General features: G+C 63.6%; 24 protein-coding genes. 15 read left to right on the forward strand and 9 right to left on the reverse strand.

The window, feature by feature from the left end; all coding sequences use genetic code 11:
- Positions 1–43: 43 nt before the first annotated feature.
- Together ubiA and V6F88_RS11015 are read right to left on the reverse strand one after the other, a co-directional pair.
- The gene (gene ubiA, locus V6F88_RS11010) at positions 44–970 is read right to left on the reverse strand and encodes a 4-hydroxybenzoate octaprenyltransferase (protein ID WP_332609496.1); all 927 of its coding nucleotides are present in this window, start codon (positions 968–970) and stop codon (positions 44–46) included.
- 101 nt (positions 971–1,071) lie between these two features.
- Positions 1,072–2,274 carry an aminotransferase-like domain-containing protein gene (locus V6F88_RS11015; protein ID WP_332609498.1) on the reverse strand — a complete coding sequence of 401 codons (1,203 nt, stop codon included), beginning with the start codon at positions 2,272–2,274 and terminating at the stop codon, positions 1,072–1,074.
- A gap of 158 nt (positions 2,275–2,432) precedes the next feature.
- On the opposite strand from V6F88_RS11015, the gene V6F88_RS11020 reads away from it, so the two are divergent.
- The 12 genes from V6F88_RS11020 to clsB all read left to right on the forward strand — a co-directional run bounded on the left by V6F88_RS11020 (position 2,433) and on the right by clsB (position 15,709).
- Complete coding sequence (locus V6F88_RS11020; protein ID WP_332609500.1) at positions 2,433–2,918, forward strand: GAF domain-containing protein; 486 nt, start codon at positions 2,433–2,435, stop codon at positions 2,916–2,918.
- A gap of 319 nt (positions 2,919–3,237) precedes the next feature.
- Positions 3,238–4,131, forward strand: a complete 894-nt coding sequence (gene dapA / locus V6F88_RS11025) for a 4-hydroxy-tetrahydrodipicolinate synthase (protein WP_332609501.1) — start codon at positions 3,238–3,240, stop codon at positions 4,129–4,131.
- Positions 4,132–4,266: 135 nt separating this feature from the next.
- Complete coding sequence (locus V6F88_RS11030) at positions 4,267–5,043, forward strand: sterol desaturase family protein (RefSeq protein WP_332609503.1); 777 nt, start codon at positions 4,267–4,269, stop codon at positions 5,041–5,043.
- Positions 5,003–5,935 carry a fatty acid desaturase gene (locus V6F88_RS11035; RefSeq protein WP_332609504.1) on the forward strand — a complete coding sequence of 311 codons (933 nt, stop codon included), beginning with the start codon at positions 5,003–5,005 and terminating at the stop codon, positions 5,933–5,935. The genes V6F88_RS11030 and V6F88_RS11035 overlap by 41 nt, the downstream gene beginning before the upstream one ends.
- A gap of 32 nt (positions 5,936–5,967) precedes the next feature.
- Entirely contained in the window at positions 5,968–7,935 is a 1,968-nt protein-coding gene (locus V6F88_RS11040; RefSeq protein ID WP_332609506.1) for an iron-containing redox enzyme family protein, read from the forward strand.
- On the forward strand, positions 7,932–8,828 hold the full coding sequence (locus tag V6F88_RS11045) for a DUF6999 family protein (RefSeq protein ID WP_332609507.1): 897 nt from the start codon (positions 7,932–7,934) through the stop codon (positions 8,826–8,828). The genes V6F88_RS11040 and V6F88_RS11045 overlap by 4 nt, the downstream gene beginning before the upstream one ends.
- Positions 8,829–9,020: 192 nt before the next feature.
- On the forward strand, positions 9,021–10,304 hold the full coding sequence (locus V6F88_RS11050) for a putative Na+/H+ antiporter (protein WP_332609509.1): 1,284 nt from the start codon (positions 9,021–9,023) through the stop codon (positions 10,302–10,304).
- Between the two features lie 207 nt (positions 10,305–10,511).
- Positions 10,512–10,847: an FmdB family zinc ribbon protein gene (locus V6F88_RS11055; protein ID WP_332609510.1), complete on the forward strand. Its 336-nt coding sequence runs from the start codon at positions 10,512–10,514 to the stop codon at positions 10,845–10,847.
- 16 nt (positions 10,848–10,863) lie between these two features.
- Positions 10,864–11,529 (forward strand): DUF502 domain-containing protein, encoded by a 666-nt coding sequence (locus tag V6F88_RS11060; protein WP_046802941.1) that lies wholly within the window; start codon positions 10,864–10,866, stop codon positions 11,527–11,529.
- Between the two features lie 40 nt (positions 11,530–11,569).
- A complete protein-coding gene (aspS, locus tag V6F88_RS11065) occupies positions 11,570–13,357 on the forward strand; it encodes an aspartate--tRNA ligase (protein WP_046802942.1) in 1,788 nt (595 codons plus the stop codon).
- Between the two features lie 277 nt (positions 13,358–13,634).
- A complete protein-coding gene (locus V6F88_RS11070) occupies positions 13,635–14,501 on the forward strand; it encodes an endonuclease/exonuclease/phosphatase family protein (RefSeq protein ID WP_332609512.1) in 867 nt (288 codons plus the stop codon).
- Positions 14,498–15,709 carry a cardiolipin synthase ClsB gene (clsB, locus tag V6F88_RS11075; RefSeq protein ID WP_332609513.1) on the forward strand — a complete coding sequence of 404 codons (1,212 nt, stop codon included), beginning with the start codon at positions 14,498–14,500 and terminating at the stop codon, positions 15,707–15,709. Before V6F88_RS11070 ends, clsB begins: the two co-directional genes overlap by 4 nt.
- A gap of 9 nt (positions 15,710–15,718) precedes the next feature.
- Here the strand turns inward: clsB and V6F88_RS11080 are convergent, their stop codons facing one another.
- The 4 genes from V6F88_RS11080 to pgi form a co-directional block, all read right to left on the reverse strand.
- Positions 15,719–16,588, reverse strand: coding sequence for a DMT family transporter (locus V6F88_RS11080; protein WP_332609514.1), 870 nt, complete (start codon positions 16,586–16,588; stop codon positions 15,719–15,721).
- Positions 16,589–16,606: 18 nt separating this feature from the next.
- The gene (locus tag V6F88_RS11085; protein WP_442880286.1) at positions 16,607–18,025 is read right to left on the reverse strand and encodes an MFS transporter; all 1,419 of its coding nucleotides are present in this window, start codon (positions 18,023–18,025) and stop codon (positions 16,607–16,609) included.
- Positions 18,026–18,058: 33 nt separating this feature from the next.
- Entirely contained in the window at positions 18,059–18,628 is a 570-nt protein-coding gene (locus tag V6F88_RS11090; RefSeq protein ID WP_332609516.1) for an SRPBCC family protein, read from the reverse strand.
- Between the two features lie 94 nt (positions 18,629–18,722).
- A complete protein-coding gene (gene pgi, locus V6F88_RS11095; RefSeq protein ID WP_332609517.1) occupies positions 18,723–20,294 on the reverse strand; it encodes a glucose-6-phosphate isomerase in 1,572 nt (523 codons plus the stop codon).
- A gap of 244 nt (positions 20,295–20,538) precedes the next feature.
- Here pgi and V6F88_RS11100 point away from each other — a divergent pair, with 244 nt between their 5' ends.
- From V6F88_RS11100 to V6F88_RS11110, 3 genes are all read left to right on the forward strand, one after another.
- Positions 20,539–21,642: an MraY family glycosyltransferase gene (locus V6F88_RS11100; RefSeq protein WP_219991416.1), complete on the forward strand. Its 1,104-nt coding sequence runs from the start codon at positions 20,539–20,541 to the stop codon at positions 21,640–21,642.
- A 158-nt stretch (positions 21,643–21,800) separates the two neighbouring features.
- On the forward strand, positions 21,801–22,838 hold the full coding sequence (gene waaC, locus V6F88_RS11105) for a lipopolysaccharide heptosyltransferase I (RefSeq protein WP_332609520.1): 1,038 nt from the start codon (positions 21,801–21,803) through the stop codon (positions 22,836–22,838).
- Between the two features lies 1 nt (position 22,839).
- Positions 22,840–24,198, forward strand: coding sequence for a 3-deoxy-D-manno-octulosonic acid transferase (locus V6F88_RS11110; protein ID WP_332609521.1), 1,359 nt, complete (start codon positions 22,840–22,842; stop codon positions 24,196–24,198).
- A gap of 27 nt (positions 24,199–24,225) precedes the next feature.
- On the opposite strand, the gene V6F88_RS11115 is transcribed toward V6F88_RS11110, so the two are convergent.
- Genes V6F88_RS11115 through V6F88_RS11125 form a run of 3 tightly spaced genes read right to left on the reverse strand, consistent with a single transcriptional unit; the run spans position 24,226 to position 26,463 of the window.
- Complete coding sequence (locus V6F88_RS11115; RefSeq protein ID WP_104142531.1) at positions 24,226–24,978, reverse strand: acyltransferase; 753 nt, start codon at positions 24,976–24,978, stop codon at positions 24,226–24,228.
- 56 nt (positions 24,979–25,034) lie between these two features.
- A complete protein-coding gene (locus V6F88_RS11120; protein ID WP_189371405.1) occupies positions 25,035–25,403 on the reverse strand; it encodes a GtrA family protein in 369 nt (122 codons plus the stop codon).
- A gap of 25 nt (positions 25,404–25,428) precedes the next feature.
- The gene (locus V6F88_RS11125) at positions 25,429–26,463 is read right to left on the reverse strand and encodes a glycosyltransferase family 2 protein (RefSeq protein ID WP_104142534.1); all 1,035 of its coding nucleotides are present in this window, start codon (positions 26,461–26,463) and stop codon (positions 25,429–25,431) included.
- Positions 26,464–26,475: the final 12 nt, after the last annotated feature.

Below are 26,475 nucleotides of genomic sequence, written 5' to 3' on the forward strand. Positions count from 1 at the left end.
GGACCAACGGACCAACGGACCCACGGACCAACGGACCAACGGATCACCGGATCAGCGTGCCCGCCAACGCCGCCGCCACCAGCAGCGCACCCAGCCACAGGTTGGCGCGAAACAGCATGAAGTTGCGGTCGGGGCGCTGGATGTCGAACACCTTCAGCTGCCACGCCAGATGCACGGCGACGGCGGCCATGCCAACCTGGTACGCCCACGACAAGCCCATGGCATAACCACCCCAGGCCCACAGCACGACGGTCGCGGCGTAGAAACCGCCGATCCACAATTTGCCTTGGTCGCCAAAGCGCATGGCCGTGGAATGCAGCCCCAGGCTGCGGTCGTCGCGCACGTCGACGTACGCGTAGATGCTGTCGTAGCCCACCTGCCAAAGCACCGCGCCCAACCACATGGCGATGGCGGCCAGCGGCACGACGTTCTGCGTGTCGGACCAGGCCATCAGCATGCCCCAGTTAAAGCAGATGCCCAGCACCACTTGCGGCCAGTACGTGACGCGCTTGCACAGCGGGTAGATGAACACGAAGGGCAGCACGGCCAGGGCCAGCCAGCGGCTCATTTCGTTCAGGAAAAACAGCAGCGATCCGCACACCAGCAGTTGCCCGAGCAGGAACCACACTGCGTTCTTCATCGACAGCTGGCCGCTGGTCAGTGGCCGGAAGCGCGTGCGTTCGACGTGCTTGTCGAAGTTGCGGTCGCACATGTCGTTGACCGTGCAGCCGATGCCGCGCATCAGCAAAGCGCCCAGCGAAAAGACGATCAGCCGTTGCAGGTCGGGCAGGCCACCGGCTGACTGCACCAGCGCGGCCACGGCCGGCAGCAGCGTCAGCCACGTGCCGATAGGCCGGTCCAGCCGGCACAGGCGCGCGTAGGGCCGCCAGGATTTCGGAAGCCAGCGTTCGACCCAGTCGGTGAAAACGATGTCGCTGAGGTCGACGGGAGGTTGTTGCGAGGCGCTCACTGTCACGGTCAGAATTTGGTCGGGAAAGCCGACAGCATAAAACAACGGCCGGGCATTGCGCCCGGCCGTGGAACTTCAAGCAGCTTTCAAGCCGGCACGATTCAGGCCGTGTATTCCTTGAGCAGCTTGCCCAGGATGGCGATGCCGGTGCGGATCTTGTCTTCCGGCACGGTGGCAAAGCTGAGGCGCAGCGTGTTCTGCTTGCCCACGCCGCTGTAGAACGGCGCGCCCGGCACGAAGGCCACGTTTTGCGCGATGGCCTTTTCCAGCAGCTTGGTGCTGTCCATGTGTTCGGGCAGCGTCAGCCAGATGAACATGCCGCCTTCCGGCTTGGTCCACGTCACCGTGGACGGGAATTCGCGCTTGATGGCCTCCAGCATGCAGCTGCCCTGGGCGCGGTAGATTTCGCGCACGTTGGGCAGGTGCTCTTCCAGGAAGCCGTCCTTGACGATTTCGTACACGGCCATCTGCGTCAGCGTGGGCGTGTGCAGATCGGTGGCTTGCTTGGCCTGCACCAGCTTGTTGATCAGCGGACGGGCGCCGGCGATATAGCCCAGGCGCAGGCCCGGTGCCAGCACCTTTGAGAACGTGCCCAGGCGCACGACGTTGGCGCCGTACTCGGCGGCCAGCGCCACCAGGCCGGGCTGCGGTTCGCCTGCGTAGCGCAGTTCGCCGTAGGGGTCATCTTCGACGATGGTCAGGTTCAGTTCGGCGGCGCGCTTGACCAGCGCGATGCGGCGTTCCAGGTTCAGCGTGCGGCCCGTGGGGTTCTGGAAGTTGGGCAGCGCGTACAGGAAGCGTGCGCCGTCAGCCAGTTCGGGCGTGATGGATTCGGGGATCAGGCCGCCTTCGTCGGTGGGCACCGGCACGAACTTCGGCTGGTACAGGCTGAACGATTGCAGCGCGCCCAGGTAGCTGGGGTCTTCGACCAGCACCTTGCTGTCCTTGTCGATCAGTACCTTGCCCAGCAGGTCCAGCGCTTGCTGCGAACCGGAGACGATCAGGATCTGGTCGGCGGCAACGTTGGCGCCCGCGCGGTTCAGGTCGTCGGCAACCCATTGGCGCAGCGGCGCATAACCTTCGGTGGGGCCGTATTGCAGGGCCGCGCGGCCGTTGGTGGACAGTACCTTGTCGAACGCAGCACGTACCACTTCTACCGGGAAGCCGCCGGGCGCCGGCAAGCCGCCAGCGAACGAAATGACTTCGGGGCGCTCGGTGACCTTGAGGATCTCGCGGATGGCGGAGCTGGTAAGTTGCTGGGCGCGTTCCGAAAAGGAAAACGCAGGTTCGAGAGGCTTGTCCATGGATTGCTTCTTGAAGAAGAAGGGTAAAGGGAGAGGCTTGTGTAGGGGACTGCGACAAAAAAGTATTGTCCCATACGGTAGCAGCCCGGCCCCTTTAACGCGCGGAACCCCTAAAATCACCTGCATCGAAAACCGCCTGTACAGTTACATTTATCGCCATGTTCGAAGCCGCCCCGATCGTCGCCGAGTCCAAGTCCGCCCTGTACGCCGAATTGGTCGCGCAGGCCCGCGCGCTGCTGGAGGGCGAGCCCGACCGCATCGCCAACGCCGCCAACCTCAGCGCGCTGGCCTACCAAGCCTTGCCCGATCTGAACTGGGCGGGCTTTTATTTCTTTGACGGCACCGAACTGGTTCTTGGCCCGTTCCAGGGCAAGCCCGCCTGCGTGCGTATCCCGCTGAATCGCGGCGTGTGCGGCGCGGCCGCCAGCCAGCGCCAGACGCAGCTGGTGCCGGACGTGCACGCATTTCCCGGCCACATCGCCTGCGATGCCGCCTCGCGCTCCGAAATCGTCGTGCCGCTCGTGCATCAAGGCGAATTGATCGGCGTCTGGGATGTGGACAGCCCCGTGCCGGACCGCTTTGACGAAGACGACCGCGCAGGCATGCAGGCGCTGTGCGCCGTGTTCCTGTCCAGCCTGCGCTAAGCGGCGGCCGTTGACACGTCAACGGCCGGCCGGTAGATTTGCGCATCAGCCGCCGACGTGCGCCTAATTTTTTGTTCATTCATGATTCATCAGGCCATCCAATTCGCTTCCTGCATCCGCGCCCTGGGCGCGGTGCCGGCTGCCGTCGGCCTGAAATCCAAAAAACAGCCGCTCATCTGACCGGAGCATGCTGTTCCGTCAGATGGGCGACGGAACAGCGGCCTTCTGGCGGCGCTTTGGCGCCTCTTGCGCACCCCTGATATCCCGAGCACTTCTGTACGGTCCAACCGCGGTCCGCTTACATCGAAGGAGTGTTCTCATGTCCATTCAACAATCTGTGTTCCAAGGCGTCTGGGTGCCGCTGGTGACGCCGTTTTCGGGCGGTGCCGTCGACGGGGGCGCGTTGCGCCGCCTGGTGCGCCACTACGCGGCGGCGGGGGTTGACGGGCTGGTCGTGTGCGGCAGCACGGGCGAGGCCGCCTCGCTGGACGACGCCGAGCAATTGGCGGTGCTGGACGCCGTGTTGGCCGAAGCCGGCCGCCTGCCCGTCATCATGGGGCTGGCCGGCAACCATCAAGGGCACGTGCTGCAACGCCTGGCCGCCTTTGGCACGCGACCGCTGGCCGGCATCCTGGCCCCCGCGCCGTACTACGTGCGGGCCGGGCAGGAAGGGGCCGCCGCCTATTTCCGCCGCCTTGCCGATGCTTCGCGCTTTCCCCTGGTGCTGTACGACATTCCCTACCGCACGGGCACAACACTTGAGACATCGACGTTGCTGTCGCTGGCCGCGCATGCCAACGTGGCGGCCATCAAGGATTGCGGCGGGTCGTTGGACAAGACGCTGGCGCTGATAGCCGACGGGCAGATGAATGTGCTGGCGGGCGAAGACCTGCAAACCTTGCCGGTGCTGTGCCTGGGCGGGTCGGGCATGATCGCGGCGGCCGCGCATGTACGGCCCGATCTGTTCGTGGCGATGTACCAGGCGGTGCGCGCGCAGCAGCTGGATCTGGCGCGTCGGCTGTTTCACGCCTTGGCGCCGGTGATCCGCCTGGCCTTCGAAGAACCCAACCCCGGGCCGCTGAAGGCGCAGCTGAGTCGCCAAGGCCTGTTGATCGACGAATTGCGGCAGCCGATGCCGGCCGCCAGCGCGGCGTTGGCGGCGCGCCTGGACGCGGCCGTTGCGGGCCTGAACCGCCAGTTTCCTTGCCAGTAGACGGAAGTTAGGGCGCGATGACGTTGCGGTCCCTCAGCTTTGTGTTGCCCGGATTCATTTGGTAATAAAAGCCCTACCGGGATGCTGACGGATTGCTTATGATGCGGCCATTCTTCGGGGTGAAACAAAACGTTCATGGCCCAAGCTTTTGAAGCCTTGTCCGCCTGGCAGGTGATGCTGGCGGGGCTGCTGTTTTTCGGCGGCATCTATCTGGTCTTCGGCGCGGCTACCTGGCTGCTGACCCAGCACGTGTTGCCCGCACTGGGCATCGGCAAGCCGCTGGATCCGCGCCCCTTGGGCCCGGGCCAGCTACGCCGGGAACTGGCGCAATCCGGCCTGTCGATCCTGCTGTTCGGCACCGGCATGATTTTCCCGTGGGGCCTGCTGCAACTGGGTTGGGCGCATCTGGACCCTGACCCCAGCTGGCAAAAAGTCGTGGTCGAAATCCTGGTGCTGGTGGCCTGGAACGATGTCCATTTCTGGGTCAACCACCGCTTGCTGCACACCAAGCTGTTGCGTCGTTTTCACCTGCCGCATCACCGGTCCGTGGTCACGACGCCGTTCTCGACCTACAGCTTTCACCCCATCGAAGCGCTGATGCTGGGCAACGTCATCATGCTGCCGATGGTGCTGCATGATTTCAGCTTCTGGGCGCTGGCGTCGGTGCCGCTGTTCAGCCTGTTCTTCAATTGCATCGGCCACGCCAACTACGACTTTTTCCCCAAGGTGTCCTACGCGCATTGGTTCGCCGCCAGTCGGCGTCACCATCTGCATCACGCCTGCTACAACGGCAATTACGGTTTTCAGTTCACGTTTATGGATCGCCTGTGTCGGACGCGCCTGAAAGCCGAGGCCGCGGCAAACCAGCTGGATGCATTCCAGCGCAGAGACGCTGTTGGCGGCAAAGCCTGACGCCCGGCGGCGCCTGCCGTCCTTGCGCAACCGCCGCGACTGGCAAAGCCTGGCCTACCTGGCCGCGTTGCCCGCGCTGGCGGCCTGGCAATGGCTGTACGGATTCTGGTGGCCGCTTTACGCGCTGATGCTGTTTTTGACGCTGGGCATCGGCGTCATCCACCACAACCACACGCACATCCGCATGTGGCGCGGCCGCTGGACCAACCGCGCCACTGATTTCTGGATCACGCTGCTGCAAGGGCATCCGACCTTCGTCTTTTACCCGGCCCATGTGGCGAATCATCATCGCTACAAGCATGGCGCGCGCGACGCCGCGCGCACCTATCGTTTTGGCGGCGATACCAACCACCTGTGGGGCTATGTGCTGCACCCGTTTCAAGCGGGCTGGGTGCTGTATCCGATGTTTTTCGCGTGGCTGGGCCGGCTGCGCCGCCACTGGCCGGGCGCGTGGCGCTACAGCATGGCGCAATACGGGGCGTGGCTGGGCTTGTGGGGCGGGCTGCTGGCCGTGAACCCCGTCAAGGCGCTGGTGTTCGTGATCGTGCCGCAACTGCATGGCCTGCATTGGCTGCTGGCCACGAACTACTTGCAGCACGCCCATGCCGACGGTGGGCCGCGCGACGTTGCCGGCTTGAACTACGCGCGCAATTTTGAAGGGCTGGTCAACCCGTTGCTGTTCAACATCGGCCTGCACACCGCGCATCACGAGCACCCGCGCGCGCATTGGTCCGAACTGACCCGGCTGCATCGCGAACACTATCGCGCGCGCGTCAACCCGGCGCTGAATGAAGCGGGGCTGGTGCCTTATATGTTCCGTGTCTTCGTGCTGAGCGCTATCCTGCCGCGCCTGCGCAGCCGTTCCTGCATGGCGCCCGAGCATGTTCGCTAGCGCCTTACCCATTACCACTCGAGGCCCGTCACATGCCTATCGCGTTTAATCGTGTCTACCTGGAAGGCGCCGGCTATTTCATGCCGGGCGAACCCGTGTCCAACGAGGCGATGGACAACTACATCGCGCCGCTGAACCGCATGTCCAGCCGCATCAAAGGCCGCATCCTTGCCGAGAACGGCATCAAGCACCGTTACTACGCCATCGACCCGGAAGGCCAGACGGTCTACACGAACGCGCAGCTGGCCGCCAACGCCATCCGCGACTGCCTGCGGCGTGCCGACAGCGACCTGTCGGCCGTGTCCATGCTGACCAGCGGGTCGTCGGGCGGCGACGCCTTGATGCCGGGTTTCGCCAACATGATTCAGGGCGAGCTTGCTGCCCAGCCGATGGAAACGCTGTCGGTGCACGGCATCTGCGCGGCGGGGGTGTCGGCGATCCAGGCGGCGGCGCAAGGCGTCGAAATGGGCGGACACGCCAGCGCGCTGGCCGTAGCCAGCGAATTGCCGTCGCGCCTGTTCAAGCGATCGCGCTTTGCGGCGCGCGGATACGACGCCGATTTCGATGCGCATTTCCTGCGCTGGATGCTGTCTGACGGCGCGGGTGCCCTGCTGTTGGGCAACAGCGGCCGCGCGCTGGCCGGGGCGTCCAGGAACGTCCGGCTGAAACTGAAGTGGGTGCATCAACGGTCGTTCTCGGGCGACTATCCGGTGTGCATGCAGCTGGGCCTGTCCGCCGACCGCGCAAAGGGCCATCTGGACTATCCATCCTGGAACGAAGCCGAAGCGGATGGTGCCTTGTCGCTGCGCCAGGACATCCGGCTGTTGCCGCATCTGTTCGACATCGGCATCCATGAATACGCCAAGCTGGTGCGCGACGGCTGGGTGGACCCGGATCAAGTCGACCATTTCCTGTGCCATTACTCGTCGGAAAAATTCATCCCCGTGGTTGAAGACCTGATGGAAAAGGCCGGGCTGGTGATTCCCCGCGAACGCTGGTTCAGCAACTTGGCATGGCGCGGCAATACGGGCGCGGCCTCGATCCTGATCATGCTGGCCGAGTTCCTGGAAACGCGCGAGATCAAACCCGGCGAACAGATTTTTTGCTATATCCCCGAATCGGGGCGCTTCATGGCCGCCTACATGCTGCTGGAAGCGGAAGCGGTGCAGGCGCCGGCCGTGGCTGGGGCGCCGCGGTCCACGGCGGATCATCCTGTGAATCCGGCGGCAAACCCGGGCGCGAATCCGACCGCCCGCATCGACACGCAGAGCGATGACGCCGACGCCATCGCGCCGCCGCATGACCCCGACATGGCCCCGCAGGGCCTGGGGCAGTTGCTGACCGAGCTGGCCGCCATCTGGCACGACTACCGTTCGCGCGTGTGGCGCACGCCGGTGGTGCGCCGCTTGCGCCGCCGGGAATTCCAGACGGGCGATTATCTGAACTGGATGGAAAACTGGATCCCCCAGGTGCGCGAAGGCAGCAAGTGGATGCGCGAGGGCGCGGCTTCGCTGACCGAGCAATACGCGCCGCTGGCCGCGCTGATCGACATGCACGCCGGCGAAGAGCAGAACGATTTCCAGATCCTGTTTCAGGACTACCGCACGGCGGGCGGCACGGTGGACAACATCGACGCCTTGCGCCGCAACCCCGGCGGCGAAGCGCTGAACGCCTATCTGCACGGCCTGGCCGCCACGCGTGACCCGATCGGACTGCTGGGCGCAATCTACATCATCGAAGGCACGGGCCAGCGCATCGTGCCGGCGCTATTGCCCTTGCTCAAGGCCAGCCTGACGCTGCCGCCCGACGCCTTCCGCTTTCTTGAATACCACGGCCACAACGACGAGCACCATCTGGCGCGCTGGCTGTCGGCGGTGGAACTGGCTCTGGACTGCGACGAAGACGGCCGCGCCGAGCAGCGCATCGTGGACACCGCCCGCCGCACCGCCGCGCTGTACCTGATGCAGTTCCACCATGTCATGGAAGGCGACGCCGCATGAGCAAGGAACCCGAATTCCTGACCAAGGCGCACGATCCGGCCGACCCCAGCCCTTGGCTGGCCTTGTACCTGGACCGCAGCACACCGCTGCCGGACAAGGTCAAAAAGGCCTGGCTGACCGATTCCAGCTGCGCGTCGCGTCAGTACCTGCTGCCGTTCCTGCGTCCGCTGGCGCGCGCCTTCATCATCGTGATCCAGGTGGTGAAGACCTTTTTGCCGCGCCGCTGGTCGCATTCCCGGCTGCTGCATCGCATCCTGGCCTGGGGCCTGAAGCGCTTTGTGTCGCCCGAGGCCAACTGGCTGATTCTGCGGCACTTTCACCTGGGCGCGCAGGCGCTGGCGTTCATCGGCGCGAACTCGCCGGTGCCGATAACGACCACGCCGCTCAAGCCGTTGGTCATTGACGACCTGAAGGACGAACTCTTCGTCAAGCACGACCTGAACCTGTTTAACTTCGTGATTCGCCTGAACCAGGCGCTGCGCGAGGCAGGCGTGGAAATGCACGCGCCCAAGTCGGTCGATTTCTCGATGATCGAGGACCCACCGCTGAAGCTGGAAGACATGCCGCAAGGCAGGCTGAACTTCCTGGACCTGCAAAGCGCCATCGAACTGTTCACGCCGCTGTACCAGCTGATGTTGACCGACAACGATTTCTGGCGCGCCGCCAATTCGTTGCAGCTGGACGAGACCATCGGCATCTACGCGGCCAAATTGCTGGGCGCGCCGCAGCACCTGATCCTGGTCAACAACAGCCATCCGCTGGTGCCGATGTCGACCTTGCGGGCGGGCTATCGACTGGTGTTGCACGGCCTGTCCACCGAGATGCTGCACAGCTTGCTGATGGAGATGAAGGCCGCGCAACAGGGCGCGGAGCCGCCGGCGCCGATCAGCTAGAAAGGGGCCCGGGCAGCGGCGCGTCTTGGGGCGTCACTTGGTGTAGACCCTGCGTTACACGGAAATAGGGCTGCGTTATATTGCCTGCCTTGTTCGGCAAGCAGCGCCGGATCGCGATTGCGTCGCGCGTGGTTTGCGCCCCGCATCGCGGGTTTTTCCGTTGCGTGATTCCCTATTTCGGAAGTCCCTCTTATGCCCCAGCCCATTGAAGTCATTGCCACCATCCTGTTCGCGGTGGCGGTTCTTCATACGTTTTCCGTTCCCGTTTTTGCGCGCCTTGCGCATCGCGGCGGGCCGCATGCCGGCATCTGGCATTTGTTCGCCGAAGTTGAAGCGGTGTTCGGCGTCTGGGCGTTTGCGCTGATCGTCGCGATGGCCGCGCTGACCGGTCCGGCCAGCGCCGTCAGCTACATGGACACGCGAAACTTCACCGAGCCGCTGTTCGTTTTCGTCATCATGGTGGTGGCCGCCAGCCGGCCCATCCTGGAATTGGTCGGCTTGCTGGTGCGCGTCGTGGCGCGTGTGCTGCCCCTGCCGCGCGAACTGGCCACCTTCTTCGTGGTGATGGCGCTGGTGCCGCTGGGCGGCTCTTTCATCACCGAGCCCGCCGCGATGACGCTGGCGGCAATCCTGCTGCGCGACGCCTATTTCCGCACGAGCGGGCGCGCCGGCTTCAAGTACCTGACTTTGGGCGTGCTGTTCGTGAACGTGTCGATCGGCGGGGTGCTGACCGCCTACGCGGCGCCGCCGGTGCTGATGGTGGCGTCCACCTTCGGCTGGGATTCCGCGTTCATGGCGCAGCACTTCGGCTGGCGCGCGGCGGTGGCCGTGTGCTTGAACGCCGGCTTGTTGACGTTTATCTGCCGCAAGGCGCTGATGGACCGCTCGGTGGGCACCGGCGGCGGTGTCGACGGCGCACAGGGGTCGGATTCCCGACCGCCGGTGCCGATGCTGGTTATCGCCGTGCATCTGGTTTTCCTGGTGGCCGTGGTGCTCACCGCGCATCATCCGGCCATTTTCATGGGCCTGCTGATGATGTTCATCGGCTTTTCCGAAGCCTACAAGCGCCATCAGAACCGCCTGTTGATCAAGGAAGGCCTGATGGTGGGCTTCTTCCTGGCCGGCCTGGTCGTGCTGGGCGGTTTGCAAAAGTGGTGGTTGCAGGATCTGCTGGGCGGCTTGCAGCCGTTCGTGCTGTTCTGGGGCGCAACGGCGCTGACCGCCATTACCGATAACGCCGCGCTGACCTACCTGGGGTCGCTGGTCGAAGGTACCAACGAAGCCTGGCGCTACATGCTGGTGGCCGGCGCGGTGACGGGCGGTGGCCTGACGGTGATTGCCAACGCGCCGAACCCGGCCGGTTTCGCCATTCTGAAAAACCACTTCCCCGATGGCACGATTTCGTCGGGGCGGCTGTTTCTGTCCGCCTTGGGGCCGACGCTGATCGCCGCCATCATGTTCCTGCTGCCGGTCTAGAAAAGCCCGGCAACGCCGGGGCCGGGCGCCCCGGGACGCCGCCTCGGCCCCCCGGGGCGGCACCGGACACCGAGGGTTTCCGAAAAACCGCTAAAATTCAAGACTTTCCCCGAATTTTTTCCGGCCTAGCCCCCCCGTCGCTCCTGACCACCTTGTGTCTGGCGTTTGACGGCTTTGATTTTCCGGGCGTGTGCCTCGGAGCCCCTGATGCCCATCTACGCTTATAAGTGCAGCGCCTGCGGCCATGCCAAAGACGTCTTGCAGAAGATTTCCGATGCGCCCCTTTCGGTTTGCCCCGAATGCGGCCAAAGCACGTTCTCCAAGCAGGTGACCGCGGCTGGATTCCAGCTGAAAGGCTCCGGCTGGTACGTGACCGACTTCCGCAACAATGGATCGGGTGGCGGCGCCGCCACGAGCGCCACGGCGCCTTCGGAAGGCAGTGCAACGGCTACGCCGGCGGCACCCGCCGCCAGCACCGCGCCCGCACCGGCAGCCGCGCCCGCGGCCAGCCCCGCAGCGCCGGCCGGCGGTACGCCCGCCTAGAGCCCTTGCGATGCGGATGCGCCTTATCAAGAAGTACTTCATCACCGGCTTGCTGATCTGGGTTCCCCTGGTCATCACGGTGTGGGTACTGGGCTTGCTGGTCGCCACCCTGGAAGGGTTCGTGCCCGGCTTCCTGTCGTCCGAATCGCTGTTCGGCATCGACATCCCGGGCTTCCGCTTCGTCCTGGTCATCGTGGTGGTGTTGCTGACGGGCATATTCGCGGCAAACCTCATCGGCCGCACCATGGTGGACCAGTGGGAAAGCCTGCTGGGCCGTATTCCGCTGGTGCGCTCCATCTACAACTCGGTCAAGCAGGTCAGCGATACCGTGCTGGCCCCCAATGGCCAGGCGTTTCGTCGGGCGGTACTGGTGCAGTATCCGCGCGCCGGCTCCTGGACCATCGCTTTCGTCACCGGCACGCCCAGCGGTGAAGTGGCCGGCTTGATGCCGGGCGACCACATCAGCGTGTATGTGCCCACGACACCAAATCCCACGTCCGGCTTCTTTCTGATGATGCCTCGCGCCGACGCGATCGATCTTCAGATGAGTGTGGACGCGGCATTGAAGTACATCGTTTCCATGGGCGTGGTCGCCCCGACCCAGGCGCTTGCGCCCGAGGGTCAACCGGCCCCGCTCTCTCCGGCAACCGGCGTGCAAGACGCGCCGCGCGCCGATTCGTAACCCTTACGCTCAAACTAAGCACACAACGGAGTCATCCCGCATGCGTACCTGCTACACCGGCCAGGTTTGCCGTGACCATCTCGGCCAGACCGTCACCCTGTACGGCTGGGTGAACCGCCGCCGCGACCACGGCGGGGTCATCTTCATCGACTTGCGCGACCGCGCGGGCCTGGCCCAGATCGTGTTCGATCCGGACAACGCCGCCTTCGCCACCGCCGAGCGCCTGCGCAATGAATTTTGCGTCCGCGTCACCGGCCTGGTGCGCGAGCGTCCGGCCGGCACCGCCAACAGCGAGCTGGCTTCGGGCGAGATCGAAGTGCTGTGCAAGGAAGTCGAAATCCTGAACGCGTCGGTCACCCCGCCGTTCCAGCTGGACGACGACAACCTGTCGGAAACGACCCGTCTGACGCACCGCGTGCTGGACCTGCGCCGCCCGCAAATGCAGCGCAACCTGATGCTGCGCTACCGCGTGTCGATCGAAACGCGCAAGTTCCTGGACCAGCTGGGCTTCATCGACATCGAAACCCCGATGCTGGCCAAGAGCACGCCCGAAGGCGCGCGTGACTACCTGGTGCCCTCGCGCGTGAACGCCGGCCACTTCTTCGCGCTGCCGCAATCGCCGCAGCTGTTCAAGCAGATGCTGATGGTGTCGGGCTTTGACCGCTACTACCAGATCACCAAGTGCTTCCGCGACGAAGACCTGCGCGCTGACCGCCAGCCCGAATTCACCCAGATCGACTGCGAAACCTCGTTCCTGAACGAATTCGAGATCCGCGAAATCTTCGAAAACCTGATCCGCCACGTGTTCAAGGTGGTGCAGGGCGTTGACCTGGCCCAGCCGTTCCCGATCATGCCGTGGACCGAAGCGATGCGCCGTTACGGTTCCGACAAGCCGGACCTGCGCGTGAAGCTCGAATTCACCGACATGACCGACGTCATGCGCGATGTGGACTTCAAAGTGTTTGCCGCCGCCGCCACGGCGCCCGGCAGCCGCGTGGTCGCATTGCGGGTGCCGGGCGGCGCCGAAATGTCCCGCAGCGAAATCGATGGCTACACGCAGTTCGTGGGCATCTACGGCGCCAAGGGCCTGGCCTACATCAAGGTCAACGAAGTGGCCAAGGGCCGTGACGGCCTGCAATCGCCCATCGTCAAGAACCTGCACGACGCTGCCTTGGCCGAACTGGTCAAGCGCACCGGCGCGCAAGACGGCGACATCATTTTCTTTGGCGCGGATCGCGAGAAGGTCGTCAACGACGCCATCGGCGCGCTGCGCGTGAAGATCGGCCACAGCGAATTTGGCAAGAAGACGGGCCTGTTCGAGGCCGGTTGGCAGCCGCTGTGGGTGGTTGACTTCCCGATGTTCGAATATGACGAGGAAGACGGCCGCTACACCGCCGCCCACCACCCGTTCACCAGCCCGAAGGACGGCCACGAAGACTTCCTGGAAACCGATCCCAGCAAGGCCTTCGCCAAGGCTTACGACATGGTGCTGAACGGTTGGGAAATTGGCGGCGGCTCGGTCCGTATCCACCGCGAAGAAGTTCAAAGCAAGGTGTTCCGCGCGTTGAAGATCGGCGCCGAGGAAGCTCAGGAAAAGTTCGGCTACCTGCTGGACGCGCTGCAATATGGCGCGCCTCCGCACGGCGGTATCGCATTCGGCCTGGACCGCATTGTCACGATGATGACCGGCGCCGAATCGATTCGCGACGTAATCGCCTTCCCGAAGACGCAACGCGCCCAGGATCTGCTGACGCAAGCGCCTTCCGAAGTCGACGAAAAGCAGTTGCGCGAATTGCACATCCGCTTGCGTAACGTCGAGGCTAAGTAAGCCCCCCCCCGAGGCGCCGGGGGCGCCTCCCCCCCAGGGGGGCGCCTCGCGGGACCGGCGGAGCCGGATCCTCGGCGGCCCGGCTTGTGGGGCGGCATGGGCTTGCGGCGGGTTGCGTTCTTTGGCGGCATGGCTTGCGATAAGTGTGTTTTTGTTGCGGCTAGGCGTGGCTGAATTGGAGTAATCTGGCAGACGCCGCTTTGTTGACGGTGCTTGCCGGAGCTGCCCTTGGGTCTGGCCAGTGGTTCCTCTGCTTTCAAAAGGCGCCATCGCTTTTATGTCGCTCATCCGTGTCGTCAGCTACAACATTCACAAGGGCCGTTCGGCATTAGGCCGGCGCGACTCCTTGAATGAACTGCGCTTAGGTCTTTACGGCCTGCGCCCTGATCTTGTCTTTCTGCAGGAAGTCCAAGGCCGCAACGAGCAAAAATCCTTGCTCGACGCTCAACACGAATCACTTGCCGCTGCCCTGCGGCTGGATGTGGCTTATGGCCGCAACGCCATCCGTCATGCCACGGATCACGGCAACGCGCTGTTGTCGCGCTTTCCCATTCTTGACCACGAGAACGTCGACATCTCGGATCACCGCCTGGAACAACGCGGCCTGCTGCATGCGCGCATTGAAGTCGATGACCGGCCGGTGCATTGTTTTGTTGTGCACCTGGGCCTGTTCGCCGGCAGCCGTACGCGCCAGGTGCTGGCGCTGACCGAGCGCATTCGCCGCATGGTGCCCGATGGCGAACCCATCCTGATCGCGGGTGATTTCAACGACTGGAACGACCGCCTGGCCCCGCTGTTCGTGCAGCAGCTGGGCCTGTACGAAGTGTTCTCGCACGCGCCGCGCAGCCATGGTGGTGAATTGCCGCGCTTGCGCGATTCGGTCAAGCGCCTGAGCAACGCGCTGCGTGGCTTGCCCAACGGCGGCTTGTCCGTGATGGAACGCACCAATCAGCTGGGCATGGGTGGCAGCGCGCCACCACTGCTGCCGCCGCCCCGTACCTTTCCGGCCGTGTTCCCGTGGTTTCGCCTCGACCGCATCTATCAGCGCGGTTTCGCCGTGCGCAGCGCGCGCGTATTGCGCGGACGGGAATGGGCGCGGCTGTCCGATCATTCCCCCTTGCTGGCGGAGCTGGAACTCCCGTGAAGGCCGAGCAGGTCAAGCTTGAATGGACGGACGGCAACAGCATTCGCTTGTTGCAGAACGGTGCCGACTTTTTCCCCGCGCTCTGCGCGGCCATCGATGCCGCGCAGGTCAGCGTGCATCTGGAAACCTACATCTTCATGCTGGACCGCACAGGCGTCCAGGTGCTGGAAAGCCTGATGGCGGCAGCGCGGCGCGGCGTGAAGGTCAGGGTGGTGCTGGACGGTTTCGGCAGCGCCATGCACGTGGAAGCCGTGCGCGCCCGCCTGCTTGAAGCCGGCGCGCAATGCCGGGTTTTCCGACCCGAACCGCGCTGGTTTGCGCGCTACATCCCCTCGCGCAGCCGCCTGCGCCGCCTGCACCGCAAGGTGACCGTGGTGGACGGCAGCATCGCATTCATCGGCGGCATCAATGTCGTGGACGATTACGATGACCTGGACCCCACCGACGGCATCCCCGGCCCGCGCTTTGACTTCGCGGTGCAAGTGGAAGGGCCGCTGGTCACCGAGGCGGCCTATGCGCAAGACCTGCTGTGGGTACGCCTGAACTGGGCGCGGCTACGCCGCCATCCGCGCGACTGGAACCGCATGCGGCTGACCAAGCCGCACCACGCGCACGTCAAGCCTTGCGGCACGCTGCGCGCCGCGCTGGTGCTGCGCGACAACCTGCGCTTTCGCCAGACGTTTGAACGCGCTTACCTGTATGGCATCACCCAGGCTCGGCGCGACATTCTCATCGCCAACGCGTATTTCTTTCCGGGGCGGCAGTTTCGCCGCGCCCTGGCCAAGGCCGCCGCGCGGGGCGTGCGCGTGCGCCTGCTGTTGCAAGGCAAGGTCGAATACCGCATGCAGTATCACGCCACGCGCTCGCTGTACGATCAGCTGCTGCGCGACGGCATTGAAATCTACGAGTACATGCCCAGCTACCTGCACGCCAAGGTTGCCGTGATCGACAACGTGGCGACGGTGGGCTCGTCGAACCTGGATCCCTTCAGCCTGCTGCTGGCGCGCGAGGCCAACGTCGTCGTCGACGATCAGCCCTTTGCCTGGGACCTGCAAGAGCGCCTGGAAACGGCCATCCGCGAAGGCGGCAATTTCATTCGACCGCTGGACTATCAGCGCCGGGGCTGGCTGCGACGCTGGGTGGATGCGGCGTCCTACACGCTGCTGCGCATCGGCGTGGCGCTGACGGGCTCGTCGGATAAATACTGACGCGGCGGATCACGCCCGCCGCTTGACGAGTCCCAGTGCCAATGCGGTGCCGACCAGGATGATTGCGGCGCCCACCACGATGGACGGCGTGATGCTTTCGTCCAGCAACCACGCGCCCCACACCACGCCGAAGATCGGCACCAGGAACGTGACGCTGACCGCGCCGGTCGGGCCCACGTTGGCGATCAGGCGGAAAAAAATGATGTAGGCCGCGCCGGTGCACACCACGGCAAGCAGCACCGTGGATATCCACGCCGTCATCGACGCGGGCGTCTCCGGCCAGGCGGACACGGCCAACGGCAGCAGCACCAGCGAGGCCGCGATCATGCTGCCCGTGGCGCTGGCCAGCGCGTCCACGCCCGTCAGGAAACGCTTCGTCCAGTTCGCGGCAAGGCCGTAGAAAACGGGTGCGGAAACGGCGGCAAGCACGGCGGGGCCGGTGCCCCCGGCCTGGAAATTGAGCTTGTCCCACACCAGCACGATGATGCCCACGAAGCCGATCAGCAGCCCCAGCGACCGCATCCACGGCAGCCTGTCCTTGAGCCACAGCCATCCCACCACGGCGCCCCACACGGGCGTTACCGCGTTGGCCACGGACAAGAACCCGGCGCCCAATGATTGCGCCGCATAGGCATACAACAGGAACGGCACGGCGGCGTTCAGGGTGCCAACCACCAGCAGGGCCTTCCAGTGCCGCGCAATGATGGGCAGCTTGCCGCGCCACATCGCGGCGGGCAGCAGGAACAGCGCGGCCAGGCCGACGCGAAGTTCGATCAGGGCGACGGGCCCGAAATCGTTGACGGCAAGCCGCATGAACAGAAAGGAACCGCCCCAGACCCCTGCCAGCAGCAGCAGGTCCAGCAAATTGCGTTGACGCATGGTGTGTCTCGGTGAGCCTTATTTGCGGCTGGTGACCAGGTTCTTCATCTTGACCCGGTACGCCAGCAGCGCACAGGACAGGGACAGGACAATACACAACACCAGCCCGGCCCGCACTCCGTTTAGTACCGTGCCATGCGAAATCATGATCCCGACCAGCGCGGTGCCCAGCGCGCTGCCGATGGCCCGTGTGGTCTGCACCAGCGCGGAGGCCACGCCCACGTCCCGGCGTTCGCTCAGCATCTGCATGAAGAGCGTCAGGTTGGGCAGCAGAAAGCCCAGCGCGCATCCGTTGACGAAGAAGGCGGCCAGGATCCACCACGCCGACGTACCGGGTGAAATCAACAACACCATCAGCGTCCCGGCGGCCAGCAGCAGCCCGCCAAACACCATCAGGCGCTGCGGCTCTGTCTGCTTGGGGAACATGCGCCCGTTAATGATGCTGCCCACCGAGATCGCGGCAACCAGCGGCGTCAGCAGCAGGCCGGCTTCGCTGGGGGTGTAGCCCAGCACCTGCTGCAACAGCAGCGGGCTGTAGAAGATCAGCACGAACATCACCGCGCCCACCATCATCGCGGCCAGGTTCAGCAGTTTGGATTCTTGTCCGGCCAGCACGCGCAGCGGAAAGATGGGCGACTTCACGCGGCGCTCGGTAGGAATCAGGATGGCAATGGCCGCGATGCCCACCAGCGCCAGCATGCCGCCCAGCAGCGGGTGCGCATGTTCGCCGCGCGCAAACGCCAGTTCAAGCGCGGCCAGCGGCGCGCCCACGGCCAGAACCAGCAAAATGGCGCCCACCCAGTCGATCTTGCGGCTGCCGTCATGGATGGGGCGAATACGGGGAAAGTAGCGGGCCAACAGGAAAAACGCGCCTGCGGCCGCAACGGGAGATATGAAGAATGCCGCCCGCCAGCCCAACGCCTGGGTGGCCGCGCCGCCCAGTACCGGGCCGATACCGCTGGCCATGGCAAAGGCGGCGGACACCAGCGCCATCCATCGCACGCGCTGCTTGGCATCGGGAAACAGGTCGGCCGGCGCCGCGAAAGCGGTGGCAATCATCATGCCGCCGCCCACCCCTTGCAGGGTGCGGAATACGATCAATTGGGTCATGGACTGCGCCAGCCCGCACGCAATGGAGCCCAGCGCGATGATCAGCACGGAAACCAGCATCAGCGGCTTGCGGCCGAACATGTCGCCCAGCCGGCCAAAGATCAGGATGGACGCCGCGGTGGCCAGCAGGTAGCCGGTGCCGACCCAGGCATAGAGGGCCATGCCGTTCAGCGCCTCGGCCACGCGCGGCAGCGTCGTGCTGATGATGGTGGAATCCAGCGCGGCCAGCACCACGGTTGCCGAGACCCCCGCCATGGCCATCAGCAAATCCCTCTTGGAGCGGGTGGGATCGGCGGCGGGCTGGGTCGGTGTCGGCGGCGGAGTCATGCCGCCTAGGATATCACCGGCCCACTAGGGTTTTCACTTGTAAAACGAGTGGTAGCCCCAGAAAACCGCAATGATCACCACGACCAGCAGCCATGACCAGCGGGAATTGGACACGCCGCGAGGTTCAGGTTCGGGGGGAGGGGGCGGCGGCGCAATCCGCGGCTGGACGGCCATGTGGTCGATGAACGCGGCAAAGAACTTCTGGATGATCTTCTCGCCGGCTTTCAGCAGCAGCCCTTCGCCACATTCAGCCAACTTGCCGCCCGCCATGCCGGCCACGGTATAGGCCACGCGGGTGCCCTGGTCCTTGGTGCTGAGATTGACCTGGGCGGTGCCGATGGCCAGGCAGGCCGCACGGCCCTTGCCTTCAAACACCAGGGTGCAGCTGTCGGGGGCGTTGACGTCCGAGAGCAGGATCTCGCCCTCGTAGTCGGTGTCGATCCCCGCGATATTGGCACGCAGGGTGACGGCGTACTCGGTAGGGCTGCGCATCGCAACTTCCACGCAACCCGGTATGCACTTCTGCAAGACTCTCGGGTCCGTCAACGCATCCCATGTCTGGTGCTGCGTCGAAGGAATCCATTGGGCATCGGCAATGCGCATGGCTGTCTCCTTTTAGAAGCTTTATGTGCACATTCTCTTCCCAAACAGCAGGTTTGGCTACTTGGGGCCCTGCGCCGATGCCGGTACGGAGGTATTAGCGCCCCTGCGTCAGAACCGAAATCCAATGCTGGGTCGAAAGATCGTGATCGGCGTTTTGGCCTTGCCCATGCAATTCGCGCAGGATGCCGCTGGCCATTTTCTTGCCCGCCTCGACACCCCATTGATCGAAGGGGTTGATCCCCCAGATCAACGCTTGTACGAAGATCTTGTGCTCGTACAGTGCCAGCAACGCGCCCAGCGCGTACGGCGTCAGGCGCGGCAACACGATCAGCGTAGAAGGCCTGCCGCCTTCATGTCGGCGATGGCGCGCGAGCCATTCGGCCTTGTCCGCGGGCATGCCTTGGGCCAGCATGGCGTCGCGATCCGCATCCAGCGACGTACCCCGCAGGAGCGTCTGGCGTTGGGCCAGGCAATTGGCCAGCAGCATCGCGTGTTCTTCGGTCCATTGGTGGTCGGCTTCGCGGCACATGATGAAATCCACCGCCGCGCCGTCCGTGCCTTGGTGCAGCCACTGGAAGAAGGTGTGCTGGCCGTCGGTGCCGGGCATGCCCCACACCGACGGGCCGGTGGGCACGCCCACGGGGTCGCCGGCCATATCCACGGATTTGCCCAGCGATTCCATGTCCAGCTGTTGTAGATAGGGCGCCAGGAATTGCAGGCGCGCGTCATACGCGGCGATGCTGAGTGACCCATATCCGAGCACGCTGCGGTTCGCGACGCCGGCCAGCGCAAGCTGCGCGGGCGCGTTTTCCGCAATGGGCGCCTGGGCGAAGTGCTCGTCCATGGTGGCGGCGCCGGCACGGATGCCTTCGATGACGTCAATCCCGACCGCCATGGCCACTGGCAAGCCCACGGCGGACCACAAGGAATATCGGCCGCCCACCCAATCCCAGAATTCGAAGACCTGCGAAGACGGAATTCCCAGCGCGCGGGCGGCGTCGGGGCGGGCGGTGATCGCCACAACCTGCTCATACGGCCGTTCCACGCCCGCCTGTGCCAGCCAGTCCACGGCGCGCCGCAGGTTGGCCAGCGTTTCTGCCGTCGTGAAGGATTTGGATGTGACGACCAAAAGAGTGTCTTGGGCATTCAGGCCCAGGATGGCGTCTTCAAGGGCATGCCCGTCAATATTGGCCACGAATTTCAGGGCTCTGCGAGCGCCGCTACCGCTGCACGCGTCCGTGGCCAAGCGCACGCCCCAGTCGCTGCCGCCGATACCAATATGGATCACCGCTTTCCATTTGCCCTGAGCGTCCGCCTGTTCCACGAATTCCCGAACACGTTGGTGTTCGCAGGCGACGGCTTCAATGGGTTCCGGCGCGCGCAGCATGGTGTGCCAGGCGGCGCGGTCTTCTGTCTTATTGACGTGGTCGCCGGCCAGCAGGGCCGCGCGTGCCTGGTCGAAACCACGGGCTTGGAGCAGGGCGGTTGCCGCAGCGCGGGCGTCTGGGGATGAGACCTGCGCGCTGAGGTCGATGGTTAGTCCGGCAGCGTGCAACAGGCGTAGTTCGTCAGTGCAGATCGAGCCGTGCTGGACGGCCTGACAGAACGCTTGCCATTCGGGAAGGCGCGGTAGCTTCGCAAGTTCAACGGGTTTTAAAGGCAGCATATTTTTTTGTAAATACGTCTTGATACTGATGTCCAAGTCCAGACGCGTCTCGTCAGTCGGAGGCGGGCGCGGTGCGCGCAATTCTGCAGATGCGCGAGTTTAGCCGGTTGATCAGGCGCTAAACAGGCCCTTTTTATTTTGCAAGCCGCGTTTCCATTCTTTTGCAAAGCTGTCCATATTGTTTTCATGCCTTGTCTGCGTCTGACGCTACAATTCCGCGATTCTCCCTCCGGCGCGGTTTTTTATGCTGTACGTTCTTGTAGCGTTTCTGGTTTCGTTGTTTTCGACCTTGCTGATCGTTCGCTACCGTTCCTGGCACGACGGCCTGACGGCTGACCACGATCTGGAGGGCGTGCAGAAGTACCATTCGAAGCCTGTGCCCCGCATCGGCGGACTGTCCTTGCTGATCGCCAGCGGCGTCACGTGCGCCTTGGTGGCAGTGCGCGAGCCGGACGTCCTTCCGAACATGGTGCTGCTGTTGGCGGCCTCGATGCCGGCATTTCTAGGGGGCTTCGCCGAGGATCTGACCAAACAAGTGCGGGTTTTGGTGCGGCTTGGACTTGCCATAATGTCGGGTGCTCTTGCCTATTATCTGCTTGGCGCGGCCGTGACGCGTGTCGACATTATCGGAATCGACTGGCTGTTGCAGTTCGGCCTTATTTCGTTGATTTTTACCTCCATTGCCATCGGGGGTGCCGCCAATGCCATAAACATTATCGACGGGTATAACGGCCTGGCGGCCGTGGTGTCCGCAATGATCTTGGCCGGGTTTGCCTACGTCTCGTTTTATCTCGGCGATCGGTTTTTGTTGATCGTGGCATTGAGCACGCTGGGCGGCATTATTGGATTCCTGGTTTGGAATTACCCGCACGGGCACATATTCCTTGGGGACGGCGGTGCTTACTTCCTGGGGTTCATGATCGGTGAGTTGTCAGTGCTGATGTTGGCGCGTCACCCGGAAGTGTCGGCATGGTTTCCGTTGCTGCTGTGTATTTATCCGGTATTCGAAACCCTGTTTTCCATCTATCGCAAAAAGTGGCTGCGTGGCCGCTCGCCCGGCGCTCCGGACGGGGTGCACCTGCATATGCTGGTCTACAAGCGCCTTGTGCGCTGGGCCATCGGCTCGCGCGAAATGCGGCATCAGACGCAGCGCAATTCCATGACGTCGCCGTACCTGTGGTTGCTTTCGTCGTTGGCGGTCATACCCGCCGTATTGTTCTGGCAGCAGCCCTATCTGTTAATGTTCTTCACGGCAGTTTTCTCCACCACCTATGTGGTGCTTTATCGCCGCCTGGTGCTGTTTCGCATGCCCAAGTGGATGATCGTAAAGAAGAAAAAGCGCCATTGACCGGCACCGGTTTCCTTAACCACCACTGCCCGGAATTTGGGGCAATGGGTTGGCTGGAGCGGGCGTCGCTGTAACCAGCAATGTTGTTGTACAGTGCGGGCTGCGTTGAACGGCGCCTGCCAACATCGGGTCGAGGGCGGCGCCAAGCTCGAATCATTATGCCCACACGAATTCTCATCGTTCGCACCTCCTCCTTGGGCGACCTCGTCCACATGCTTCCGGCAATCACCGATATTGCCCGGCATGTGCCTGACGCACAGATCGATTGGATCGTCGAGGAAGCGTTTGCCGAGATCCCGTCGTGGCATCCGGCCGTCAATGAAGTCATCAAGGTCGCCCATCGGCGCTGGCGCAAGTCGTGGTGGTCGTCGCAGGTGCGCTTCGAGCGCCGCGCGCTTAAAGAACGCCTGCGGTCCACGCAATACGACATCGTGCTGGATATGCAGGCGCTGCTGAAATCTGCTTGGCTGGTGCGTCAGGCGCGCGGCGTGCGGCACGGGCTGGATTGGCGGTCGGCGCGTGAGCCCTTGGCGTCGCTGTTCTACAACGTGCGGCACCGCGTGGAATTCTGGCAGCCTGCCGTGATCCGACAGCGCAAGTTGGCCGCGCTGACCTTTGGCTACCAGCATGCCGGGCTGCCGGACTTTGGATTGCAGAATTTCGTGCGGCAGGCCAGTCAGCCCGTGGAACCCGTGGTTGAAGTCGGCAGCGACGGCCTGAACGCCGCCGAACTGCCGCGCCTGCATCATTTGGACAATGACCGGGGTTACGCGGTGATCATGCCGTCGGCCAGCCGCGACGACAAACTCTGGCCCGAAGAGGATTGGCGCGCGGTATTCCGCCGCCTGCGCGAAGCCGGCTGCACCCTGAAACTGCTGGCGGGCAATGACGCCGAGGCCGAGCGCGCAAGCCTGCTCGTGGCCGGCATGGAAGGCGCCGAAGTGATGCCGCGCATGGATCTGACCGACGTGGCGCGGCTGCTGGCAGGATCGCGCCTGATGGTGGGCCTGGACAGCGGGCTTACGCATCTGTCGGCGGCGCTGGGCCGCCCGACCATCGGCATCTACCGCGCTTCCACCCCCGTTCGCACCCCGCTGGTCGGGTCGAACTACACGGCCAGCCTGGGCGACCGCGGTGCGTCCCCATCGCGCGAAGCGGTGATGGCCTCGGTTGAGCAGGCGCTGGCCGCGCAGTGACATGAACCGCTGCGTCTACACGCTGGCACTGCGGGCGTTGGCCCCGCTGCTCTGGTTATGGATGGCGCGTCGCGCCAAGCGTGCCGGCGGCGAGTGGGGCGTGTTCTCGCGTGAACGTTTCGGCCACGCGGTTGAATCACCACCTTCAGCTTCAGGTTTAGTTCCGGCGTCGGCTTCTGCTTCAACTTCGGTCGGTTTCGCGTCCGCTTCTGATCCCATTTCTGCCCGTTTCTCCTGGTCAACGCCCGTCTGGGTGCACGCCGTCAGCCTGGGCGAGACGCGTGCCGCACAGCCGCTGCTGCACGCCTTGCTTGACCGTGGTCTGCCCGTACTCTTGACCCATATGACCGCCACCGGCCGTGCTGAGGGGCAGCGTTTGTTCGCCGATGCCATCGCGCGGGGGCAGTTGCGTCAGGTTTGGCTGCCTTACGATTTTCCAGGCGCGACCCGCCGATTCATGCAGGGCTATCAGCCGCGCTGCGGCTTGCTCATCGAACGCGAGATATGGCCGAACCTGCTGGCCGCCGCACGACGTGCGCTGGTACCCATGGCGCTGGTCAGCGCCCGCTATTCCGCGTCGTCATTGCGGCAGGCTGGGCGCATGGGCAGCGTGATGCGCGAAGCGCTGGCCGGGCTGGATTTGGTGTTGGCGCAAACCGCCGAAGACGCGGGGCGTCTGAAGCACGCGGGCGCGCCCGAGCCCATCGTCACCGGAAACCTGAAATTCGACTTGGTGTTGCCCGCGGCACAGGTCCAGGCGGGTAAGGCATGGCGCACCCATCTGGGCCGCCAGGTGATCGCAATTGCCAGCACGCGCGAGGGCGAGGACGCGCTCTTCATCGAGGCCATTAAACGCCGTAGCGGCCAGCCGGGCGCGCCGCTGTTCGTCCTGATTCCGCGTCACCCGCAACGTTTTGACGAGGCGGCTCAACAGTTGAGCGACGCGCAATTGCCGTTCGTCCGGCGTAGCAGCGGCAGCGAACCCGAGGCGCAAACGTCTGTGCTGCTTGGCGACACGCTGGGGGAGATGGCCTTCTACTACGCGGCGTCAGACGTGGCCATCGTGGCAGGCAGCTTTGCGCCGCTGGGCGGCCAGAATCTGATCGAAGCGTGTGCGGCGGGAGTGCCGGTCATCGTAGGGCCGCACACGTTTAATTTCCTGCAAGCGGCCGAAGACGCGATTGCGGCGGGCGCCGCTCTGCGAACAGAGAACGCTTCAACTGCTGTCGATACGGCTTTGGCGCTGCTCGTCAATAGTGGGTCGCGTCAGGCAGCCGGCCAAGCAGCTCGACGGTGGTCTGCGCGGCATGCTGGAGCGACCGCCCGCACGATGCAGGCGCTCACTCCCTGGTTGTGCTGACCGTTACGCGCCTGGCGACGATGACGCTCAGCTCGCGTCGCGGGGAAACTCATTCAACCATGCGGCGACGACCGCCTCCGGGTAGCCGCGATGGAAGTGCCTGCGCCAAGGATAAGCACTGGCCTGCGAGCCATCCTTCAGCTTGATCTTGCTGGTCTCGCAGATCAGCTTGGCCGGGCTGCCAGCTACAACGGTATCCGGTTCCACATCCCGGTTGACCGAGCTATGGGCACCCACCAGCGCGCCTTGCTTGACGGTGACCCCGGGCAGAATGATCGACATGGTTGCGATGGCGACATAGTCTTCAAGCGTGGCACCTTGCATGATGTCGCTCGGGGGATGGGGGTCGTTGGTCAGCACGACGTACGGAAAGATCCATACGTAGTTACCGATCTTCGACTGCTGGCCGATGTGCACATTGCTATGGAAGCGGACGTAGTCACCGATCTGGCATGTGCCCTGGATATCGCTCAGGGTGCCAATCTGCAGGTTTTTGCCAGCCTGAGTGCCTTCACGCACCGTAACGCGATGGCCAGTAACCAGCTTTTCGCCGAAGGTAGATCCTTCGTAGAACACGCTATGCGAACGAATCAAGCTGTTCGCTCCGATCACTAGGGGTTGGCCCTTTGCAAGCGGTGTCGGGTGCCCGATCTCGCAATTCGAGCCGATGCTCGTGCCGTCGCCCAGTTGGACGTTGTCGTGAATGATGGTGAAGGGGCCGATCGTGACATTGCTGCCGATCTTTGCCTTTGAGGACACAATGGCGGATGGGTGAATCATTATTATCTCCTGGGGAAATGCTACGTTGGCAATGCCAGAAAAGGTCAGCGGCCGGGCTAGATGTCGTCCTGTCGTTTCGGGCGGAATACCAGCCAGGCAGACAGCACATACATGAAGCCGCTGTACGTGCAAGCGGCGGCCAGCTGCGCCAGCAAAGGTCTAACGTCGTAAGCCAGCAAAATCTTCAGGACCGCCAGGTTCAACAAAAAGCAGATCACGAACATATAAAGATAGCGCAGCCCTTCGCTAGCCATCTTTCCATCACTTCGAAAAACGAACTTTTTGGAAAAGAAAAAGCTCTGAATGAAGCCTACGGTGTAGCCGATGATGTTGGCGAGCACAGCAGAGACGCCCAACCCCATCAATGCGAAGATGATGCCAAACCCGACCACTGTGTTTAGGCCACCGCTGATGGCGTAGCGCATCAATCGACCCACCTCGTTTTTCCATCTAGACATGATGATCGGTTTGAGCGGCAGGCAGGACGGCGGCCGGTGTGCTTTTCTTGAAGGTCGTGCGAGCCACTACGAACTGCGGCTTGCGGTTGATTTTCAGGTAGGCGCGGCCCAGATACTCACCGATCATGCCCAAGCACAACGTCTGGATGCCGCCAACTAGCAGGATGGTGGCGATCAGTGAGGTCCAGCCGCGGGGGTAATCCGGGTGCATGAACTTTTGCACGGTGATCACCAGGATCATGATTAAACTGAATGCGGACATGCAAAAACCGACGCAGGTGGCAAAGCGCAGAGGCAGAATCGAAAAGCTGGTTAGCATCTTCATCCACAGCGACAACGACCGTCGCAGGTTGTAGTTGCCTTCGCCTTCCAGCCGCGCCTGGTGCTCGATATCCACTGACGTGATGGAATTTGTGACGTCCAAGATCAGACCGTCTACGTACGCGTAGGGGCCGTCGTAGCGGATCACTTCCTGCACCACTTCCTGGCGCAGCGCCTTGAAGGACGACAGGTACAGGCCTTTGGGCTTGCGCAGTGCATAGGTGGCGACAAGATCATTGAACTTGCTGCCCACCTTTTTCCACAAGGCATGCTGCCGGCCGACATAGTTGGTGTAGCAGACGTCGTAGCCCGAACGCAGCGCGTCGAGCAGCTTGCCGATTGCGCTGGGCGGGTGTTGCAGGTCGTCGTCCATCAGGATTACGTATCGGCCGTTCGTGTGATGCAGGCCGGCCATAACCGCGTTGTGCTGGCCAAAATTTTTGCGTAGCGAAATACCCTTGATAAACGGATGTAGCGCTGCTTGCTCGGTAATGACCTTCCAGCTGTTGTCGGGGCTGCAGTCATTGACCAGTACAAGTTCGAACCGATCCGTCATCTGTAGCGCGCCCATTACCTCGGCCACTTTTGCGACAAGCTTGGGCAGGATTGATTCGCTGCGATAAACCGGGATGACGATGGAGACTTCCAGGCTGCCTCCGCCAGTTTCGGGCGGGTCTGCGGGGTGATGTCCAGTTGCGCTTGTCATGGCGATATCGGC

It is taken from the genome of Achromobacter sp. ESBL13, assembly GCF_036668755.1.
Classification (GTDB): domain Bacteria; phylum Pseudomonadota; class Gammaproteobacteria; order Burkholderiales; family Burkholderiaceae_B; genus Achromobacter.

Excerpts from the sequence above, each read along its gene's own strand:
- V6F88_RS11060 (WP_046802941.1), top strand. The coding sequence starts at position 10,864 with ATGCGCCTTATCAAGAAGTACTTCATCACCGGCTTGCTGATCTGGGTT.
- V6F88_RS11050 (WP_332609509.1), top strand. The coding sequence starts at position 9,021 with ATGCCCCAGCCCATTGAAGTCATTGCCACCATCCTGTTCGCGGTGGCG.
- V6F88_RS11030 (WP_332609503.1), top strand. The coding sequence starts at position 4,267 with ATGGCCCAAGCTTTTGAAGCCTTGTCCGCCTGGCAGGTGATGCTGGCG.
- V6F88_RS11125 (WP_104142534.1), bottom strand. The coding sequence starts at position 26,463 with ATGACAAGCGCAACTGGACATCACCCCGCAGACCCGCCCGAAACTGGC.
- V6F88_RS11040 (WP_332609506.1), top strand. The coding sequence starts at position 5,968 with ATGCCTATCGCGTTTAATCGTGTCTACCTGGAAGGCGCCGGCTATTTC.
- V6F88_RS11085 (WP_442880286.1), bottom strand. The coding sequence starts at position 18,025 with ATGACTCCGCCGCCGACACCGACCCAGCCCGCCGCCGATCCCACCCGC.
- dapA (WP_332609501.1), top strand. The coding sequence starts at position 3,238 with ATGTCCATTCAACAATCTGTGTTCCAAGGCGTCTGGGTGCCGCTGGTG.
- V6F88_RS11110 (WP_332609521.1), top strand. The coding sequence starts at position 22,840 with ATGAACCGCTGCGTCTACACGCTGGCACTGCGGGCGTTGGCCCCGCTG.
- V6F88_RS11115 (WP_104142531.1), bottom strand. The coding sequence starts at position 24,978 with ATGATTCACCCATCCGCCATTGTGTCCTCAAAGGCAAAGATCGGCAGC.
- pgi (WP_332609517.1), bottom strand. The coding sequence starts at position 20,294 with ATGCTGCCTTTAAAACCCGTTGAACTTGCGAAGCTACCGCGCCTTCCC.
- V6F88_RS11120 (WP_189371405.1), bottom strand. The coding sequence starts at position 25,403 with ATGCGCTACGCCATCAGCGGTGGCCTAAACACAGTGGTCGGGTTTGGC.
- V6F88_RS11100 (WP_219991416.1), top strand. The coding sequence starts at position 20,539 with ATGCTGTACGTTCTTGTAGCGTTTCTGGTTTCGTTGTTTTCGACCTTG.
- V6F88_RS11090 (WP_332609516.1), bottom strand. The coding sequence starts at position 18,628 with ATGCGCATTGCCGATGCCCAATGGATTCCTTCGACGCAGCACCAGACA.
- waaC (WP_332609520.1), top strand. The coding sequence starts at position 21,801 with ATGCCCACACGAATTCTCATCGTTCGCACCTCCTCCTTGGGCGACCTC.
- V6F88_RS11045 (WP_332609507.1), top strand. The coding sequence starts at position 7,932 with ATGAGCAAGGAACCCGAATTCCTGACCAAGGCGCACGATCCGGCCGAC.
- V6F88_RS11070 (WP_332609512.1), top strand. The coding sequence starts at position 13,635 with ATGTCGCTCATCCGTGTCGTCAGCTACAACATTCACAAGGGCCGTTCG.
- V6F88_RS11035 (WP_332609504.1), top strand. The coding sequence starts at position 5,003 with ATGCATTCCAGCGCAGAGACGCTGTTGGCGGCAAAGCCTGACGCCCGG.
- V6F88_RS11020 (WP_332609500.1), top strand. The coding sequence starts at position 2,433 with ATGTTCGAAGCCGCCCCGATCGTCGCCGAGTCCAAGTCCGCCCTGTAC.
- V6F88_RS11080 (WP_332609514.1), bottom strand. The coding sequence starts at position 16,588 with ATGCGTCAACGCAATTTGCTGGACCTGCTGCTGCTGGCAGGGGTCTGG.
- V6F88_RS11055 (WP_332609510.1), top strand. The coding sequence starts at position 10,512 with ATGCCCATCTACGCTTATAAGTGCAGCGCCTGCGGCCATGCCAAAGAC.
- V6F88_RS11015 (WP_332609498.1), bottom strand. The coding sequence starts at position 2,274 with ATGGACAAGCCTCTCGAACCTGCGTTTTCCTTTTCGGAACGCGCCCAG.
- aspS (WP_046802942.1), top strand. The coding sequence starts at position 11,570 with ATGCGTACCTGCTACACCGGCCAGGTTTGCCGTGACCATCTCGGCCAG.